Origin of the sequence: Stenotrophomonas sp. 8(2023) (genome assembly GCF_030345295.1) — a bacterium.
GTDB classification, from domain to species: domain Bacteria; phylum Pseudomonadota; class Gammaproteobacteria; order Xanthomonadales; family Xanthomonadaceae; genus Stenotrophomonas; species Stenotrophomonas muris.
This window is the reverse complement of sequence record NZ_CP128404.1, coordinates 886,622-902,026: the sequence shown is the minus strand read 5'-3', so window position 1 is coordinate 902,026 and position 15,405 is coordinate 886,622. Positions and strand designations below refer to the sequence as shown.

The 15,405-nt window shown below is 65.9% G+C and carries 17 protein-coding genes; 3 read left to right on the top strand and 14 right to left on the bottom strand.

What is annotated here, in order from left to right; genetic code table 11:
* Together QP609_RS04110 and QP609_RS04105 are read left to right on the top strand one after the other, a co-directional pair.
* Complete coding sequence (locus QP609_RS04110) at positions 1-468, top strand: DUF2127 domain-containing protein (protein WP_032955872.1); 468 nt, start codon at positions 1-3, stop codon at positions 466-468.
* Between the two features lie 41 nt (positions 469-509).
* Complete coding sequence (locus tag QP609_RS04105; RefSeq protein WP_197621565.1) at positions 510-2,132, top strand: amidase; 1,623 nt, start codon at positions 510-512, stop codon at positions 2,130-2,132.
* 72 nt (positions 2,133-2,204) lie between these two features.
* Here the strand turns inward: QP609_RS04105 and QP609_RS04100 are convergent, their stop codons facing one another.
* Positions 2,205-3,392, bottom strand: coding sequence for a mechanosensitive ion channel family protein (locus tag QP609_RS04100; RefSeq protein WP_169411760.1), 1,188 nt, complete (start codon positions 3,390-3,392; stop codon positions 2,205-2,207).
* Positions 3,393-3,752: 360 nt separating this feature from the next.
* Positions 3,753-5,144, bottom strand: coding sequence for a 3-deoxy-7-phosphoheptulonate synthase class II (locus tag QP609_RS04095; RefSeq protein ID WP_014646058.1), 1,392 nt, complete (start codon positions 5,142-5,144; stop codon positions 3,753-3,755).
* A 216-nt stretch (positions 5,145-5,360) separates the two neighbouring features.
* On the opposite strand from QP609_RS04095, the gene QP609_RS04090 reads away from it, so the two are divergent.
* Positions 5,361-7,484 carry a TonB-dependent receptor gene (locus QP609_RS04090; protein WP_088375327.1) on the top strand — a complete coding sequence of 708 codons (2,124 nt, stop codon included), beginning with the start codon at positions 5,361-5,363 and terminating at the stop codon, positions 7,482-7,484.
* A gap of 104 nt (positions 7,485-7,588) precedes the next feature.
* Here QP609_RS04090 and QP609_RS04085 read toward each other — a convergent pair whose 3' ends face one another.
* From QP609_RS04085 to rplF, 12 genes are all read right to left on the bottom strand, one after another.
* Positions 7,589-8,095, bottom strand: coding sequence for a disulfide bond formation protein B (locus QP609_RS04085; RefSeq protein WP_005415421.1), 507 nt, complete (start codon positions 8,093-8,095; stop codon positions 7,589-7,591).
* 242 nt (positions 8,096-8,337) lie between these two features.
* Positions 8,338-8,721 (bottom strand): 50S ribosomal protein L17, encoded by a 384-nt coding sequence (gene rplQ, locus QP609_RS04080; RefSeq protein WP_005408217.1) that lies wholly within the window; start codon positions 8,719-8,721, stop codon positions 8,338-8,340.
* A gap of 190 nt (positions 8,722-8,911) precedes the next feature.
* Positions 8,912-9,910 (bottom strand): DNA-directed RNA polymerase subunit alpha, encoded by a 999-nt coding sequence (gene rpoA, locus QP609_RS04075; protein WP_005408216.1) that lies wholly within the window; start codon positions 9,908-9,910, stop codon positions 8,912-8,914.
* A gap of 55 nt (positions 9,911-9,965) precedes the next feature.
* On the bottom strand, positions 9,966-10,595 hold the full coding sequence (gene rpsD, locus QP609_RS04070) for a 30S ribosomal protein S4 (RefSeq protein ID WP_004145446.1): 630 nt from the start codon (positions 10,593-10,595) through the stop codon (positions 9,966-9,968).
* Positions 10,596-10,610: 15 nt separating this feature from the next.
* Complete coding sequence (gene rpsK, locus QP609_RS04065; protein WP_004145443.1) at positions 10,611-11,000, bottom strand: 30S ribosomal protein S11; 390 nt, start codon at positions 10,998-11,000, stop codon at positions 10,611-10,613.
* A gap of 11 nt (positions 11,001-11,011) precedes the next feature.
* Entirely contained in the window at positions 11,012-11,368 is a 357-nt protein-coding gene (rpsM, locus tag QP609_RS04060; RefSeq protein WP_004154500.1) for a 30S ribosomal protein S13, read from the bottom strand.
* Positions 11,369-11,715: 347 nt separating this feature from the next.
* Positions 11,716-13,083, bottom strand: coding sequence for a preprotein translocase subunit SecY (gene secY / locus QP609_RS04055; RefSeq protein WP_005415420.1), 1,368 nt, complete (start codon positions 13,081-13,083; stop codon positions 11,716-11,718).
* Positions 13,084-13,090: 7 nt separating this feature from the next.
* Complete coding sequence (gene rplO / locus QP609_RS04050) at positions 13,091-13,534, bottom strand: 50S ribosomal protein L15 (protein ID WP_004154498.1); 444 nt, start codon at positions 13,532-13,534, stop codon at positions 13,091-13,093.
* 6 nt (positions 13,535-13,540) lie between these two features.
* Positions 13,541-13,732 carry a 50S ribosomal protein L30 gene (gene rpmD, locus QP609_RS04045; protein ID WP_005408214.1) on the bottom strand — a complete coding sequence of 64 codons (192 nt, stop codon included), beginning with the start codon at positions 13,730-13,732 and terminating at the stop codon, positions 13,541-13,543.
* A complete protein-coding gene (rpsE, locus tag QP609_RS04040) occupies positions 13,725-14,267 on the bottom strand; it encodes a 30S ribosomal protein S5 (protein ID WP_005408213.1) in 543 nt (180 codons plus the stop codon). The genes rpmD and rpsE overlap by 8 nt, the downstream gene beginning before the upstream one ends.
* A gap of 161 nt (positions 14,268-14,428) precedes the next feature.
* Positions 14,429-14,788, bottom strand: coding sequence for a 50S ribosomal protein L18 (gene rplR, locus QP609_RS04035; protein WP_169411773.1), 360 nt, complete (start codon positions 14,786-14,788; stop codon positions 14,429-14,431).
* Positions 14,789-14,868: 80 nt separating this feature from the next.
* Positions 14,869-15,393 (bottom strand): 50S ribosomal protein L6, encoded by a 525-nt coding sequence (rplF, locus tag QP609_RS04030; RefSeq protein WP_014646052.1) that lies wholly within the window; start codon positions 15,391-15,393, stop codon positions 14,869-14,871.
* Between the last annotated feature and the right edge of the window lie 12 nt (positions 15,394-15,405).

The following is a 15,405-nucleotide window of genomic DNA, read 5'->3' as shown; positions in this document are numbered from 1 at the left end:
GTGGACCAGAGCGGCTACAACCCGGATCCGCACCGGCATCCGGGCCTCCACGTCATCGCCCTGCTCGAAGCGAGCAAGGCGATGCTGGCGCTGTTGGCCGCCACCGGGCTGGAAGTGCTCGGACCGCAGCCGCTGCGGCACGGCATCATGGTCCTGATCCGGCGTTTCAGCCTGGATCCGGACCATGGCACCCTGCCCTCGCTGCTGCACATGATCAGCCCCGACGCGGTCCACCTGGCCGCGGCGGGGATGATCGGCTACGGCCTGCTGCACCTGGTCGAAGCCTGGGGCCTGTGGCGGGCCAAGGCCTGGGCCTCCTGGCTGGGCTGCCTGACCGCCTCCCTGTACCTGCCTTTCGACATCTTCGCGATCATCCGCCATCCCGGCTGGCCATCGTGGACGATCCTGGCGATCAACCTGATCGTGGTCTACGTCCTCGCCCGCGACCTGCGCAAGCGCCACCGCTGAGCACCGGCTACACTGGGGATTGGAGCCGACCAAGCCGCCCCATGCGCCCGTCCTTGCCGCCTCTGCTGACCTGCCTGCTTGCCGCGCTGCCTGCGCTGCTTTCGGCTGGCTGCAGCCCGGCCGCGTCCAGCGCGCATGCGGCCGAACCCGCGAGCCGCAACGTGCCGTTCCCGTACGCCGAAACCGATGTCACCGACCTGCAGGCGCGGATGAGCGCCGGTGAGCTGGACAGCACCACCCTGACCCAGGCCTACCTGCAGCGCATCGCCACCCTGGACCGCACCGGGCCGCGCCTGCGCGCGGTGATCGAGCTCAACCCGGATGCACTGAGGGAAGCCGCTGCGCGCGACCGCGAGCGCCGTGATGGACGCCTGCGCGGCCCGCTGCACGGCATTCCGGTACTGCTGAAGGACAACATCAACGCCGCCCCGATGGCCACCAGCGCCGGCTCGCTGGCCCTGCAGGGGTTCCGCCCGGACGACGCCTACCTGGTGCGCCGGCTGCGCGACGCCGGCGCGGTGGTGCTGGGCAAGACCAATCTCAGCGAGTGGGCCAATTTCCGCGGCAACGATTCGGTGTCCGGCTGGAGCGCGCGCGGCGGCCAGACCCGCAATCCCTATCGCCTCAGCCACTCGCCCTGCGGCTCCAGCAGCGGCAGCGCGGTGGCGGTCGCCGCCAACCTGGCCAGCGTGGCGATCGGCACCGAAACCGACGGCAGCATCGTCTGCCCTGCGGCGGTCAATGGCATCGTCGGCCTCAAGCCGACCGTCGGCCTGGTCAGCCGCGAGGGCATCATCCCGATTTCCTTCAGCCAGGACACCGCAGGACCGATGACCCGCAGCGTCGCCGACGCTGCAGCCGTGCTGACCGCTATCGCCGGCCGCGACGATGCCGACCCGGCCACGGCGACCATGCCTGGCCGCGCGGTGTACGACTACACCGCGCGCCTGGACCCGCAGGGCCTGCGTGGCAAGCGCATCGGCCTGCTGCAGACACCGCTGCTGAAATACCGCGGCATGCCACCGCTGATCGAACAGGCGGCCACCGAGCTGCGCCGGGCGGGTGCCTTCGTGGTGCCGGTGGACCTGCCCAACCAGGGCGCCTGGGCCGAGGCGGAACGCACGGTGCTGCTGTACGAATTCAAGGCCGGGCTGGAGCGCTACTTCAGCACCCATCGCGCGCCACTACGCAGCCTGGCCGACCTGATCGCCTTCAACCAGGCGCACAGCAAGCAGGAGCTGGGCCTGTTCGGCCAGGAACTGCTGGTGGCGGCCGACGCTACCGCCGGCCTGGCCGACCCCGCCTATATCCGTGCACGCAGCGATGCGCGCCGGCTGGCCGGCGCGGAAGGCATCGACGCCGCCCTCGCCGCCCACCAGCTCGATGCCCTGGTGGCGCCGACCACCGGTGTGGCGTGGCCGATCCGCAGCGAAGGCGACGACTTCCCCGGCGAGAGCTACAGCGCCGCCGCCGTCGCCGGCTATCCCAGCCTCAGCGTGCCGATGGGCCAGATCAATGGCCTGCCGGTCGGCCTGCTGTTCATGGGCACCGCCTGGAGCGAACCGAAGCTGATCGAAATGGCCTACGCCTACGAACAGCGCACCCGCGCGCGACGCCCGCCGCACTTCGACACCGACACCCTGATCGACGCCGGCGAGCCGTGATCGTGTTTCTGTAGAGCCGAGCCCACGCTCGGCTTCAACGGAAAATCGAAAGCAGCCGAGCATGGCTCGGCTCTACAGCGGCTGGTCGGGCTCCACCGGCACGATCGCCGCCTCACCGTCTTCAGCCCCCGGCGAACGCACATCCGCAGTGCGCGCACGTGGACCGCGCGGCATGTCCAGTTCGTCTGCATGCTGCAGCCGCGCACGCACCTGCGGCAGCGACTGCGGATGCTCGCGCGCGAGGAAATCGAGCATGCGTTCGCGCACCAGGCAGCGCAGATCGAAGGCATCACCGGAGCTGCGCGCACTGACCAGCAGGCGCACCTGGATCGCGCGCTCGCTGGTCTCGGTCACCTGGGTCACGCAGACCCGGCCATCCCACAGCGCTTCACCGCGGCAGATGCGTTCCAGCTCGGCACGGATCGCTGCCACCGGGGCACGATAGTCCAGCCACAGGAACGCGGTGCCGAGCAGGTCGGCGCTGCGCCGCGTCCAGTTCTGGAAGGGGTTCTCGATGAACCAGGTCAGCGGCACCACCATTCGCCGCTCATCCCAGATGCGCACCACCACATAGCTGCTGCCGATCTCCTCGATGCGCCCCCACTCGCCTTCGACGATCACCACATCATCCAGCCGGATCGGCTGCGTCACTGCGATCTGCAGGCCGGCGATCAGATTGCCGAACACGGGCTTTGCGGCGATACCGGCCACCAGGCCGATCAGGCCCGCCGAGGCCAGCAGCGCGGTGCCGATCTTCTGCACCATCGGGAAGGTCAGCAGCACCAGCGATGCGCCCAGCACGATGATGCCGCCCATCAGCACACGGCTGAGCACCCGCGTCTGGGTCTGGATGCGGCGCGCTTCCAGGTTGTCGGAGACATCGATGGGATGGCTGCGCAGGATGGCACGTTCGCCCGCCGCCACCGCCCGCACCAGCAGCCAGATGAAGCACGCGGTCAGCGCGATATGCAGCACCCGTTGCAGGTTGCCCAGAACGGGATCCTGCAGCGGCGTGGCCTGCAATGCAGGGATCAACAGCAGCAGCGGCCATGCGGTGGCCATCGGCAGCCCGAGCACACGCCCGATACGCGCGCGCCGACGATCGCGCCCCTTCAGCCGATGGTAGATCCACAGGATCAGCCACGCGCCGATGCCGCCCACCACTACGGCCAATCCCAACGGCCATGCGTATGCCTGTGCGCTTTGCCAGTGCACCGTTGCCACCTCCACTCGAACAGCCAAGTGGACAGACTCGCGCATGGCGCATGAGCGCCACGTCAGTCGTTCGTAAGCAGCGTGTTGGTCGGCAGGGCTTGCAGCCCTGTACCTGCGGTAGTGCCGGCCGCTGGCCGGCAACCTCAACAGCAACAGCCGAAGCAGAAGCGGGCTTCCTGTGGGATGGCGGAGTGGGGCCGGTTGCGGGAGACGCCGTGAATCCCGCTCCGCGGTCCGGCCCAGCCGCTGGCGGCTGTGCCGGACCGCGGAGGGGGGTTCACGGCGTGTCCTGCCTGCCCACATCGCCCCGCCATCCCACGGAATGCATGCTGTTGCCGTTGCTTAGGCCGTTGCCGTTGCCGTTGCGTCAGCAGGTGCAGGGCTGCAAGCCCTGCCGCAACGCCCTTACCGCACCTGCTCCTGCTTGCGCACGATCGCCATCGCGATCTCCAGCGACTGCTCGTAGTTCAACCGCGGGTCCACCGTCGAACGATACGCGCGTTCCAGGTCGCGCTCGGTCAGTTCGCGCGCGCCACCGGTGCATTCGGTCACGTCTTCGCCCGTCAGTTCCAGGTGCACACCGCCCAGTCGCGTGCCTGCGGCCGCATGCAGATCGAACGACATCTCCACTTCGCCACGCACGTTGTCGAAGCGGCGCGTCTTGAAGCCATTGGCGGTGCTCTCGGTATTGCCATGCATCGCGTCACACACCCACAGCACGCGACGGCCATCGCGCTTGACCGCATCCAGCAGCGGCGGCAGCTTATCGGCAATCTGCGCTGCCCCCATGCGGTGGATGAAGCTCAGTCGCCCTGGCTCGTCATGCGGGTTGAGCACATCGATCAGGCGCAGCAGCTGGTCCGGCGTCACCGACGGGCCGACCTTGATCGCAATCGGATTGCGCACGCCACGCAGGTATTCCACGTGCGCGCCGTCAAGCGCGGCGGTGCGCATGCCGATCCACGGGTAATGCGTGCTCAGGTTCAACCAGCCCTGCTGGCGCGGCACCTGCCGGGTCAGCGCCTGCTCGTAGGGCAGCAGCAGCGCTTCATGCGAGGTGTAGAAGTCGATGCGGTTGAGGTTGTGCACGCGGGCCCCGGCCAGGGTTTCCATGAAGTGCACCGCATCACCGATCGACGCCACCATCTTCTGGTACTCGGCGGCCAGCGGCGAATGCCGCACCCACTCCAGGTTCCAGTACTCCGGATGATGCAGGTCGGCGAAGCCGCCATCGATCAGCGCACGCACGAAGTTCATGGTCATCGCCGAATGCGCATGCGCCTGCAGCATCCGCTTCGGATCCGGCAGGCGCGCCGCCTCGGTGAACGCCGGCGCATTGATCACATCGCCGCGGTAGCTGGGCAGGGTCACGCCGTCGCGGGTCTCGGTATCGGCCGAACGCGGCTTGGCGTACTGGCCGGCAAAGCGCCCGACGCGGATCACCGGCTGGCGAAGGCCATGCACCAGCACCAGGCTCATCTGCAGCAGCACTTTCAACCGGTTGGAAATCGTGCCCGATTCGCAGTCGCTGAAGTTCTCGGCGCAGTCGCCGCCCTGCAGCAGGAAACGCTTGCCTTCCTGGGCCTCGGCCAACTGTTGCTTCAGCGCCAGGATCTCCCACGAAGTGACCAGCGGCGGTAGCCGCTTCAGCTCATGCAGTGCAGCGTCCAGCGCCACCGGGTCCGGGTAGGTCGGCATCTGCAGCGCGGTCTTGCCGCGCCAGCTCTCCGGCGACCAGGCAGCGCCAGCGGCGGTCGCGGCAGGATCGAGGACGGGCGGAACGGCGGACAGGCTCATTGCAGACTTCCGGGGAGGGGGGCGGTCATGGTCGCAGAGCCAGCCGCTGGCGCAAAGGGCTGGGCACGCCCTGCACATGACTGAACGCCGGGGAAAGGGCATCGCGATCGGCCAGAAACCGCATGGCCACGGCCGCCCGGACAGGCGCATGATTCGCCACGCACTGTTACGAAGTAACACTGCATCCCCGTCGGCCCCTTCCACAGCCTATCTGCCATGAAGCCCTCCCTGCTCGCTACCGGCATTACCTTCGCCCTGACCCTGGCCAGTCTGCCCACCCTCGCTATGGCCGCCGATGCCGCCGCTCCCGTGAAGGACCTCGACACGGTCACTGTCAGCGCCCAGCTCGACCAGGCCCGCAATGCGCTGTCGCCGGACATCGGCAGCAGCCAGTACCAGATCACCGCCGAGGACATCCAGAAGCAGCCGCTGGGTGCCTCCGCGCCGCTCAGCCAGGTGCTGCTGCAGGCTCCGGGCGTGGTCCAGGATTCCTACGGTGGCGTGCACGTGCGCGGCGACCACGCGAACCTGCAGTACCGCATCAACGGCGTACTGCTGCCCGAATCGATCTCCGGCTTCGGCCAGACCCTGGATGCCCGCACCATCAAGAGCATCCGCCTGATGGACGGGGCGCTGCCGGCGCAGTTCGGCGAGCGCACCGCTGCGGTGGTCGACATCACCACCCGCAGCGGCGCCGAGCTCGGCAATGGCGGCAGCGCCGGTCTGACCGCAGGCTCGTTCGGCAAGATCAATCCGAATGCCTCGTGGTGGGGCAATCAAGGACGCTGGAGCTGGTTCCTGACCGGCAACTACGACCAGAACGAGGTCGGCCTGGAGAACCCGACCCGCTCGCGCAAGCCGCTGCACGACGACACGCACCAGGGCAAAGCCTTCGCCGACCTGACCTACCTGGTCAACGAGAACACCCGCCTGAGCGTGTTCGCCGGCTTTGCCAACAATCGCTTCCAGATCCCGGTCAATCCCGGGCAGACCCCGCAGTTCGGTTACCTGGACACGACCACCTTCGACTCCAGCCAGCTGGATGAAACCCAGCGCGAGACCACCCGCTTCGGCATGCTGGTGCTGCAGGGCACGCTGGGCGGCACCGCCTACCAGCTGTCCGCCGGGCAGCGCTACAGCGACGTGGCGTTCAACCCGGATGTCATCGGCGATCTGGTATTCAGTGGCGTCGCCTCCCAGGTCCAGCGCAGCAACCGCGCCAACACGCTGCAGGCCGACTTCTCCACCCCGCTGGGCAACGACCACACGCTGCGCTACGGCCTGTACGGCAACTACGAGAATGCGCGCGCCAGCAACAACAGCTGGGTGTTCCCGGTCGATGGCGCCGGCCAGCAATCCAGCACCACGCCACTGCTGATTCCAGACCGCAGCGCCTTCCACGCCAGTACGCTGGCGGTGTACGTGCAGGATGAGTGGAAGATCGGCGACGACTGGACAGTGAACTACGGCCTGCGTGGTGATCGCTACAAGGCCTTCGGCCGCACCGAGGGCCAGCTCAGCCCCCGCCTGGGCGCGGTCTGGAATGCCAGCGACAGCACCACCGTGCATGCCGGCTATTCGCGTTACTTCACGCCACCGGCCAGTGAGTTGATCGCCAGCAGCGATATCGCCCTGTACGACGGCACCACCAACCAGCAGCCGGGCGGCGGCAACAACATTCCGCTGGCCGAACGCAGCGACTACTACGACATCGGCGTCTCGCAGCAGCTGGGTGAACACCTGACCCTGGGCCTGGACGCGTACGACCGCCGCGTCGCGCGTCTGCAGGACGAAGGCCAGTTCGGCGCCGCCTACATCTACTCGACGTTCAACTACCGCCGCGGCCATATCCGTGGGCTGGAGTTCAGTGCCGACTACAGCAGCGGTCCGTTCAGCGCCTACTTCAACGCGGCGTACAACAAGGCCATCGGCACCCAGGTCATCACCAGCCAGTACAACCTCGATCCGGACGCGCTGGCCTATGTGGCCGACCACTGGATCCACCTGGACCACGACCAGAAGCTGACGTCGTCGGGGGGCTTCAGCTACGCCTTCGCCGGGCACAACCGGGTCGGTGCCAACTACGTGTTCGGCAGCGGCCTGCGTTCGGATATCGAGGGCGTGCCCAACGGCGGCGAGCTGCCGTCCTACCTGCAGGTGAACCTCAGCGCCGGGCATGATTTCAATGCCGACAGCGGCCATCCGCTGCACGTGCAGCTGGCCGTGATCAACGCATTGGATCGCAGCTACCAGCTGCGCGATGGCGGCGGTGTCGGCGTGTTCGCCCCGCAATGGGGACCGCGCCGCGGCGCCTACCTGAGCCTGCAGCAGGACTTCTGAGGAGACAGGGGTCGGATCCCTTTCCGCAGGAAAGGGCTCTGACCCCACACCGGAAATGGGGTCAGAGCCCTTTGCGATGCAAAGGGATCCGACCCCATCCTGCTTCAGCGCTTGACCTTGCGCAGCGACACCACCAGTGCCCACAGCGCCAGCAGCACGAACCACACGCCCGACCACATCGGCATGGTCAGGCCCAGGAACGTCCAGTCGATGTTGCCGCAGTTGCCGGTACCGGTCAGCACCGTGCGGAACACTTCCAGCGGCCCCATGGTCTCGCGCAGGAAGCTCAGCGGCGGGCCACAGGTCGCGCCCATCTCCGGCGGCAGCATCTGCACGTAGACGTGGCGCGCAGCGATGCCCACGCCGACGGCCGCCGCGATGAAGGCGAGCACGCCGTAGGTGGCGCGGCCGGGACGGTTGGACGGCCCGTGCAGCGCACCGATCAGGAACAACAGGCCCAGCGCGGCAAAAGCCAGGCGCTGGAAGATGCACAGCGGGCACGGCTCCAGGCCCATCTTCAGCTGCAGGAAGATCGCGTAGCCGAGCAGGCCCGCGCAGATCAGGAAGCCCAGGAAGAACTGGGCGCGGAAGGGCCAGCGCAGTGGATTCATCGTCAACGCTCGAATGGATCAAGGCGCCAAGCGTAACCGAGAGCGCGCCCCGTTCGAACCGCCACAGGTGACGCCTGTCGGAACGGTGCGGGTCGGATCCGTTTGCGAATGCAAAGGGATCTGACCTGCGGTGCTGCCTGCTCGGGGTCAGAGCCCTTTCCTGCGGAAAGGGATCCGACCCCTGGAAACGCAAAAGCCCGGCAGGAGCCGGGCTTTCGCTGTGTCGCGTTGGAGCGGTCCGATTACTCGGCCACTTCCTCGGCCACGACCGGACGGTCAACCAGCTCGACGTAGGCCATCGGTGCGTTGTCGCCGGCGCGGAAACCGCACTTCAGCAGGCGCAGGTAGCCGCCCGGACGGTTCGCGTAGCGCGGGCCCAGGATGGTGAACAGGTTGCCCACGGCTTCGTTGTCGCGCAGGCGGGCGAAGGCCAGACGGCGGTTGGCGACCGAGTCGACCTTGGCCAGAGTGATCAGCGGCTCGGCAACGCGGCGCAGTTCCTTGGCCTTCGGCAGGGTGGTCTTGATCAGCTCGTGCTTGAACAGCGAGGCGGCCATGTTCTTGAACATCGCTTCGCGGTGCGCGCTGGTGCGGCTGAACTTACGGCCAGACTTCTGGTGACGCATGGTGATATTCCTTGGTTAATGATGCGGCTGTGTGGATCGTTGTCGCCATCCTGGCGTTACTGCGCGGACTGCGGTTGGTCCTGGCCGCCCGTCCTGGACGACCTGCCCGCGAACCTGCGGTTCGTCGTGGCATGGTGTGTTGCGTTGAAGGCTCCACCGCGAGCGGTGGAGCCTCCAGGCATTACCGATATCAGCCCAGCATGCCGTGGCTGGCGACGCCGGCCGGCGGCCAGTTCTCCAGCTTCATGCCGAGGGACAGGCCGCGCTGAGCCAGCACTTCCTTGATCTCGGTGAGCGACTTCTTGCCCAGGTTCGGGGTCTTCAGCAGCTCCACTTCGGTCTTCTGGATCAGATCGCCGATGTAGTAGATGCTTTCAGCCTTCAGGCAGTTGGCCGAACGCACGGTCAGCTCCAGATCGTCGATCGGGCGCAGCAGCACCGGATCCACGCCGTTGTTGGCCGGCTTGGCCGCACCGCGGTCGCGGTGGGTGAAGTCACCGAACACCGACAGCTGGTCGCTGAGGATGTCGGCGGCGGTGCGCACGGCTTCCTCGGCATCGATGGTGCCGTTGGTCTCGATATCGATGACCAGCTTGTCCAGGTCGGTACGCTGTTCGACACGCGCCGCTTCCACTGCGTAGGCGACACGGCGGACCGGCGAGAACGAGGCATCCAGGACCAGGCGGCCGATGGCACGGGTTTCTTCGTCCGGACGACGACGCGCGGCAGCCGGCTGGTAGCCGAAACCACGTTCGATCTTCAGACGCATGTTGATCGCCGTATCCTTGGTCAGGTGGCAGATCACATGGTCGCCGTTCAGGATCTCCACATTGTGGTCGACCTTGATGTCGGCAGCGGTGACAACGCCCGGGCCCTGCTTGGACAGGGACAGGGTGGCGCTGTCGCCGGAGTGCATACGGATGGCCACGTCCTTCAGGTTCAGCAGGACTTCGAGCACGTCCTCCTGCAGACCTTCGACCGTGGTGTACTCATGCAACACGCCGTCGATTTCGACTTCCGTGATGGCGAAGCCCGGGATGGACGACAGCAGCACGCGACGCAGGGCATTACCCAGCGTATGCCCGTAACCCCGCTCCAAAGGTTCGATAACGACCTTTGCACGGGTGTCGGTAAGGCGTTCGATCTGCGGACCGCGAGGACGCAGAACCTGGTTGGCGGTAACCGTCATGTTGCGGGTTCTCCTAGTGAACCCCCGGCCGTCGCCGGGGGCTCTCCAATGTGAATTACTTCGAATACAGCTCGACGATCAGCGCTTCGTTGATGTCCGCAGGCAGATCCGAACGATCCGGAACAGCCTTGAAGATGCCGGTGAACTTGCCGGAATCCACTTCAACCCACGACGGGCTCAGGTCATGCTGGGCGGCGACGGTCAGGGCTTCCTGGACGCGCAGCTGCTTGGCAGCCTTTTCAGACAGGGCGATGGCGTCGCCAGCCTTGACCTGGTACGAAGCCAGGTTGACCGACTTGCCATTCACGGTGACGCCGCGGTGCGACACCAGCTGACGGGCAGCCGGACGGGTCACGGCGAAGCCCATGCGGTAGACGACGTTGTCCAGGCGGGTTTCCAGCAGCTGCAGCAGGTTCTCGCCGGTGTTGCCCTTCTTGGTCGAGGCCTTCTTGTAGTAGTTGCGGAACTGACGCTCCAGCAGGCCGTAGATACGCTTGACCTTCTGCTTTTCACGCAGCTGGGTGGCGTAGTCGGACAGCTTGCCCTTGCGGGCAGTGGCGCCGTGCTGGCCGGGCTTCTGCTCCAGCTTGCACTTCGAGTCCAGCGCACGCGCCGGGCTCTTCAGGGACAGGTCGGCGCCTTCGCGGCGGGCGAGCTTACAGGTAGGACCGATATAACGAGCCATTTCTTATCGCTCCCTTTAGACGCGACGCTTCTTCGGCGGACGGCACCCGTTGTGCGGGATAGGCGTCACGTCGATGATGTTGGTGATCTTGTAGCCGACGTTGTTCAACGAACGCACGGCCGACTCACGGCCCGGACCCGGGCCCTTGATGCGGACTTCCAGCGACTTCACGCCGTAGTCCAGCGCAGCACGACCGGCCTTTTCAGCAGCCACCTGGGCAGCGAACGGGGTCGACTTGCGCGAACCGCGGAAGCCAGCGCCACCGGAGGTCGCCCACGACAGAGCATTGCCCTGGCGGTCGGTGATGGTGACGATCGTGTTGTTGAACGAAGCGTGGACGTGGGCAACGCCGTCGGTGACGACGCGCTTGATCTTCTTCTTGGTCTTAGCAGCGGGCTTAGCCATTTCTCAGTCCCTTACTTCTTGATCGCCTTGCGCGGACCCTTGCGGGTGCGGGCGTTGGTACGGGTGCGCTGGCCACGCAGCGGGAGGCCACGACGGTGACGCAGGCCGCGGTAGCAGCCCAGGTCCATCAGGCGCTTGATCGCGATACCGATTTCACGGCGCAGATCGCCTTCCACGATGTACTTGCCGACTTCGGCGCGCAGGCGCTCGATTTCCGGCTCCGACAGATCGCGGATCTTGGTGGTCGAAGCAACGCCTGCGACTTCGCAGACCTTCTTCGAACGGGTACGGCCGATGCCGTAAATGCTTTGCAACCCGACCCAGACATGCTTCTGGGCTGGCAGGTTGACGCCTGCAATACGCGCCATGACGCGGTTCTCCAGCTGAGTGATGGCCGACAGCGCGCCTCGGGCACGCCAATCCGGCAGGATGGATCAAAAAAGTGAACTAGCGATACTAACAAGGTTCCGGTTTACATGGAAGCCCGTGAAACCATTGGTTTCATGAACCCGGCCTGGGGAGTGTGCCCAGGCTCCGGCGCCGGATGGGGTTGGACCTGGGGTTTCCCCCGGGGCCGCCCGCGCTACTCCAGCGCGGGACCACCTCATCACACCCCCACCCGGAACCGCTGCGGGGGCCGCCCTTCGTTTGTGTGGCCGGAGTCCGCGAAGCGGAGGGACCATCACGTCAGGAAGACGAAAGTATAACAGGCCTATCAGCCGCGGGCAAAACCGCCGCGGTTGCCACCCTTCAGGTTGGCCTTCTTCAGCAGGCTCTCGTACTGGTGGGACATCAGGTGCGCCTGCACCTGGGCGATGAAGTCCATCACCACCACCACCACGATCAGCAGCGAAGTACCACCGAAGTAGAACGAGGCGTTCAGCTGCGTGCGCATCAGTTCCGGCAGCAGGCAGACGATCACCAGGTACGCCGAGCCGGCCGCGGTCAGGCGGGTCAGCACGCCGTCGATGTAGTCGGCGGTCGCCTTGCCCGGACGGATGCCCGGAATCAGCGCACCGGACTTCTTCAGGTTGTCGGCGGTTTCCTGCGAGTTGAACACCAGCGCGGTATAGAAGAACGCGAAACCGGTGATCAGCGCAGCGAACACGATCATGTGCAGCGGCTCGCCCGGGCCCAGGGCGTTGGCGACCTTCTGCAGGACCTGGCCGAAGCTGCTCTGGTTGGCGGCCTGGCCGGACCACATGGCCAGGGTGGCCGGGAAGGCCAGCAGGCTCGAGGCGAAGATCGCCGGGATGACGCCGGCCATGTTGAGCTTCAGCGGCAGGAACGAGGTCTGGTTCATGTACGCGTTGCGACCACCCTGGCGGCGCGCGTAATTGACCGTGATCCGGCGCTGGCCACGCTCGACGAACACCACGAAGAAGGTGAAGGCGAGCACGACGATGGCGATCAGCAGCAGCTGGATGAACTGGATGTTGCCGTCGCGGTAGGCATCGAAGGTGTGGATGACCGCACCCGGCAGGCCCGCCACGATACCGGCGAAGATGATCAGCGACACGCCGTTGCCGATGCCGCGCTCGGTGACCTGCTCACCGACCCACATCAGGAACATGGTGCCGGCGGTCAGTGCGACCACGGCAGTGAGCACGAAGCCCATGCCCGGCGCATACACGACCGGAGCGCCCGACGGCGAGACCTGGCCCTGCAGGGCCAGCGCGATCGAGCCGCCCTGCACCACTGCCAGCAGCACGGCGCCGATGCGCGAATACTGGGTGATCTTGCGGCGGCCGGACTCACCTTCCTTCTGCATCGCCTTCAGGGCGGGGAAGATGTGCACGGCCAGCTGCATCACGATCGATGCCGAGATGTACGGCATCACGTTCAGCGCGAAGATGCTGAAACGGTGCAGGGCGCCGCCCGAGAACATGTTGAACATGTCCACGATGCCGCCGCCCTGCTGTTGCATCATGGCAAGCATGGCATCGGGATTGACGCCCGGCACCGGCACGTAGCAGCCGATGCGATAGACGATCAAAGCCCCGACGACGAACAGCAAACGTTGGCGAAGTTCAGTGAACTTGCCCATTCCGCCCGCGAGGTTACCGATGCCAGCTTGCGCCATGATTTTCTTACTCCGTTACGCTGCCGCCGGCAGCTTCGATTGCAGCCTTGGCACCCGCCGTGGCAGCAATACCCTTCAGGGTGAACGCCTTGGTCACTTCGCCCTTGACGACGACCTTGGCCTTCTTTGCGGTGCTCGGGACCAGCTTGGCAGCACGCAGGGCGGCGAAATCGATCTCACCGGCCGGCAGCTTGTCCAGCGCGTACAGCAGCACTTCAGCTGTGTCCTTGGCGATCGGCGAACGGAAGCCGATCTTCGGCAGACGACGCTGCATGGGGGTCTGGCCGCCTTCGAAGCCAGCCTTGATCTTGCCGCCACCCTTACGGGCGAACGAACCCTTGTGGCCGCGGCCGGCAGTCTTGCCCAGGCCCGAGCCGATACCGCGGCCGACGCGGGTGCGCTCGGTGCGGGCGCCCGGTGCCGGGCTCAGTTCATTGAGACGCAGAGTCATGGTCGATTACTCCTCAACCTGGACGAGGTACTGAACCTTGTTGATCAGGCCGCGTACCTGCGGGCTGTCCTTCAGTTCACGCACATCGTTGAGCTTGTTCAGGCCCAGGGCACGCACCGACAGGCGGTGACGCGACTGGGTACCACGCAGGCCACGCACCAGGCGGACCTTCACAGTCTTGTTGGACTCATTAGCCATGGTTGAGTTCCTCCACCTTCTTGCCGCGCTTGGCCGCGATGCGAGCCGGCGACTGCGCAGCAGACAGGCCCTTCACGGTGGCACGCACCAGGTTGATCGGGTTACGCGAACCGGTGGCCTTGGCCAGCACGTTCTTCACGCCAACGGCTTCCAGCACGGCGCGCATGGCACCGCCGGCGATCACGCCGGTACCTTCCGAAGCCGGCTGCATGAACACGCGGGCTGCGCCGTGACCATCCTTGATGGTGTGCCACAGGGTGCCGTTGTTCAGGTCAACGCTGACCAGGTTCTTGCGGGCCTGTTCCATCGACTTCTGGATGGCGACCGGCACTTCGCGGGCCTTGCCATAACCGAAACCGACCTTGCCTTCGCCGTCGCCGACAACGGTCAGGGCGGTGAAGGTGAACTGGCGGCCACCCTTGACGGTCTTGCTGACGCGGTTGACCGCGACCAGCTTTTCGATCATGCCGTCGTCGATCTTCTCTTCGCGGTTACGGTCGCGATCGCGACCCCGCTGCTGACGCTCTTCTGCCATGTTGATTCCTTGGTTGTTTGGGTATGTACGGCTCGAGGCCGCTTATGGTTGTGGAGTGACGCGTTGTTCCGGTGGGCCACTGCAGAAGAGCGGCGCCGTCCAGCCTCGCTCAGGCTGGCGAGCAGGCAGGCAGGAGGCCATCGACCCCCTGCCCTTGTCCCTTAGAACTGCAGGCCGGCTTCGCGGGCCGCTTCTGCCAGGGCCTTGATGCGGCCGTGGTAGCGGTAGCCCGAACGATCGAAGGCAACCTTCTCGACGCCGGCGGCCTTGGCGCGCTCGGCGACGATGCGGCCAACCTTGGCAGCGGCATCGGCGTTCTTGCCGTTCTTCAGGCCTTCCTTGACGTCGGTCTGGGTGGTGTTGGCGGCAGCCAGCACCTTCGAACCGTCAGCGGTGAAGACCTGGGCGTACAGGTGCTGGCCGGTGCGCAGCACCGACAGGCGGGCGACGCCGAGCTCACGGATGTGGGCGCGGGTCGACTTGGCGCGACGCAGGCGGGCGATGTTCTTGTTCATTTTGATTATTCCTTGAAAGCTGAAGGATGGGCTTCTCCCTGAGGAGTCCGCACATGGATGTGCGGGCTCTTGCGAGGGACTCGCACTTACGCCTTCTTGGCTTCCTTACGGATGATGACTTCGTCGGAGTACTTCACGCCCTTGCCCTTGTACGGCTCCGGCTTGCGGAACGCACGGATCTTGGCGGCGACTTCACCGACGACCTGCTTGTCAGCGCCCTGGACCAGGATCTCGGTCTGGGTCGGGGTGGTGATGGTGATGCCTTCCGGCGCCACGAACACGACCGGGTGCGAGAAGCCCAGCGACAGGCTCAGGTCCTTGCCCTGCATGGCAGCGCGGTAACCCACGCCAACCAGCTCCAGCTTGCGCTCGAAGCCTTCGGACACGCCCTTGACCATGTTGGACAGGATCGCACGCACGGTGCCGGTCAGTGCGACCAGCTCGGCGTTCTCGGTGCTCAGGGTGGCAACGCCATTGTCGACGTTGATGGCAATGCCGGCCGGCTTGGCCAGCGACAGGGTGCCCTTCGGGCCCTTGGCGGTGACGCTGTCCGACTGGACGTTCAGTTCAACCTTACCCAGGGTGATCGGCTTCTTGGCTACGCGGGACATAGTTCTACTCCT

Coding starts and splice junctions, on each gene's coding strand:
- QP609_RS04085 (WP_005415421.1), bottom strand. CDS start 8,095: ATGAATCCACTGCGCTGGCCCTTCCGCGCCCAGTTCTTCCTGGGCTTC.
- rplO (WP_004154498.1), bottom strand. CDS start 13,534: ATGACTCTGCGTCTCAATGAACTGAGCCCGGCACCGGGCGCCCGCACC.
- QP609_RS04090 (WP_088375327.1), top strand. CDS start 5,361: ATGAAGCCCTCCCTGCTCGCTACCGGCATTACCTTCGCCCTGACCCTG.
- rpsD (WP_004145446.1), bottom strand. CDS start 10,595: ATGGCTCGTTATATCGGTCCTACCTGTAAGCTCGCCCGCCGCGAAGGC.
- QP609_RS04095 (WP_014646058.1), bottom strand. CDS start 5,144: ATGAGCCTGTCCGCCGTTCCGCCCGTCCTCGATCCTGCCGCGACCGCC.
- secY (WP_005415420.1), bottom strand. CDS start 13,083: ATGGCGCAAGCTGGCATCGGTAACCTCGCGGGCGGAATGGGCAAGTTC.
- rplQ (WP_005408217.1), bottom strand. CDS start 8,721: ATGCGTCACCAGAAGTCTGGCCGTAAGTTCAGCCGCACCAGCGCGCAC.
- rpoA (WP_005408216.1), bottom strand. CDS start 9,910: ATGACGGTTACCGCCAACCAGGTTCTGCGTCCTCGCGGTCCGCAGATC.
- rpsM (WP_004154500.1), bottom strand. CDS start 11,368: ATGGCGCGTATTGCAGGCGTCAACCTGCCAGCCCAGAAGCATGTCTGG.
- rpsE (WP_005408213.1), bottom strand. CDS start 14,267: ATGGCAGAAGAGCGTCAGCAGCGGGGTCGCGATCGCGACCGTAACCGC.
- rpsK (WP_004145443.1), bottom strand. CDS start 11,000: ATGGCTAAGCCCGCTGCTAAGACCAAGAAGAAGATCAAGCGCGTCGTC.
- QP609_RS04105 (WP_197621565.1), top strand. CDS start 510: ATGCGCCCGTCCTTGCCGCCTCTGCTGACCTGCCTGCTTGCCGCGCTG.
- rpmD (WP_005408214.1), bottom strand. CDS start 13,732: ATGGCTAATGAGTCCAACAAGACTGTGAAGGTCCGCCTGGTGCGTGGC.
- QP609_RS04100 (WP_169411760.1), bottom strand. CDS start 3,392: ATGCGCGAGTCTGTCCACTTGGCTGTTCGAGTGGAGGTGGCAACGGTG.
- rplF (WP_014646052.1), bottom strand. CDS start 15,393: ATGTCCCGCGTAGCCAAGAAGCCGATCACCCTGGGTAAGGTTGAACTG.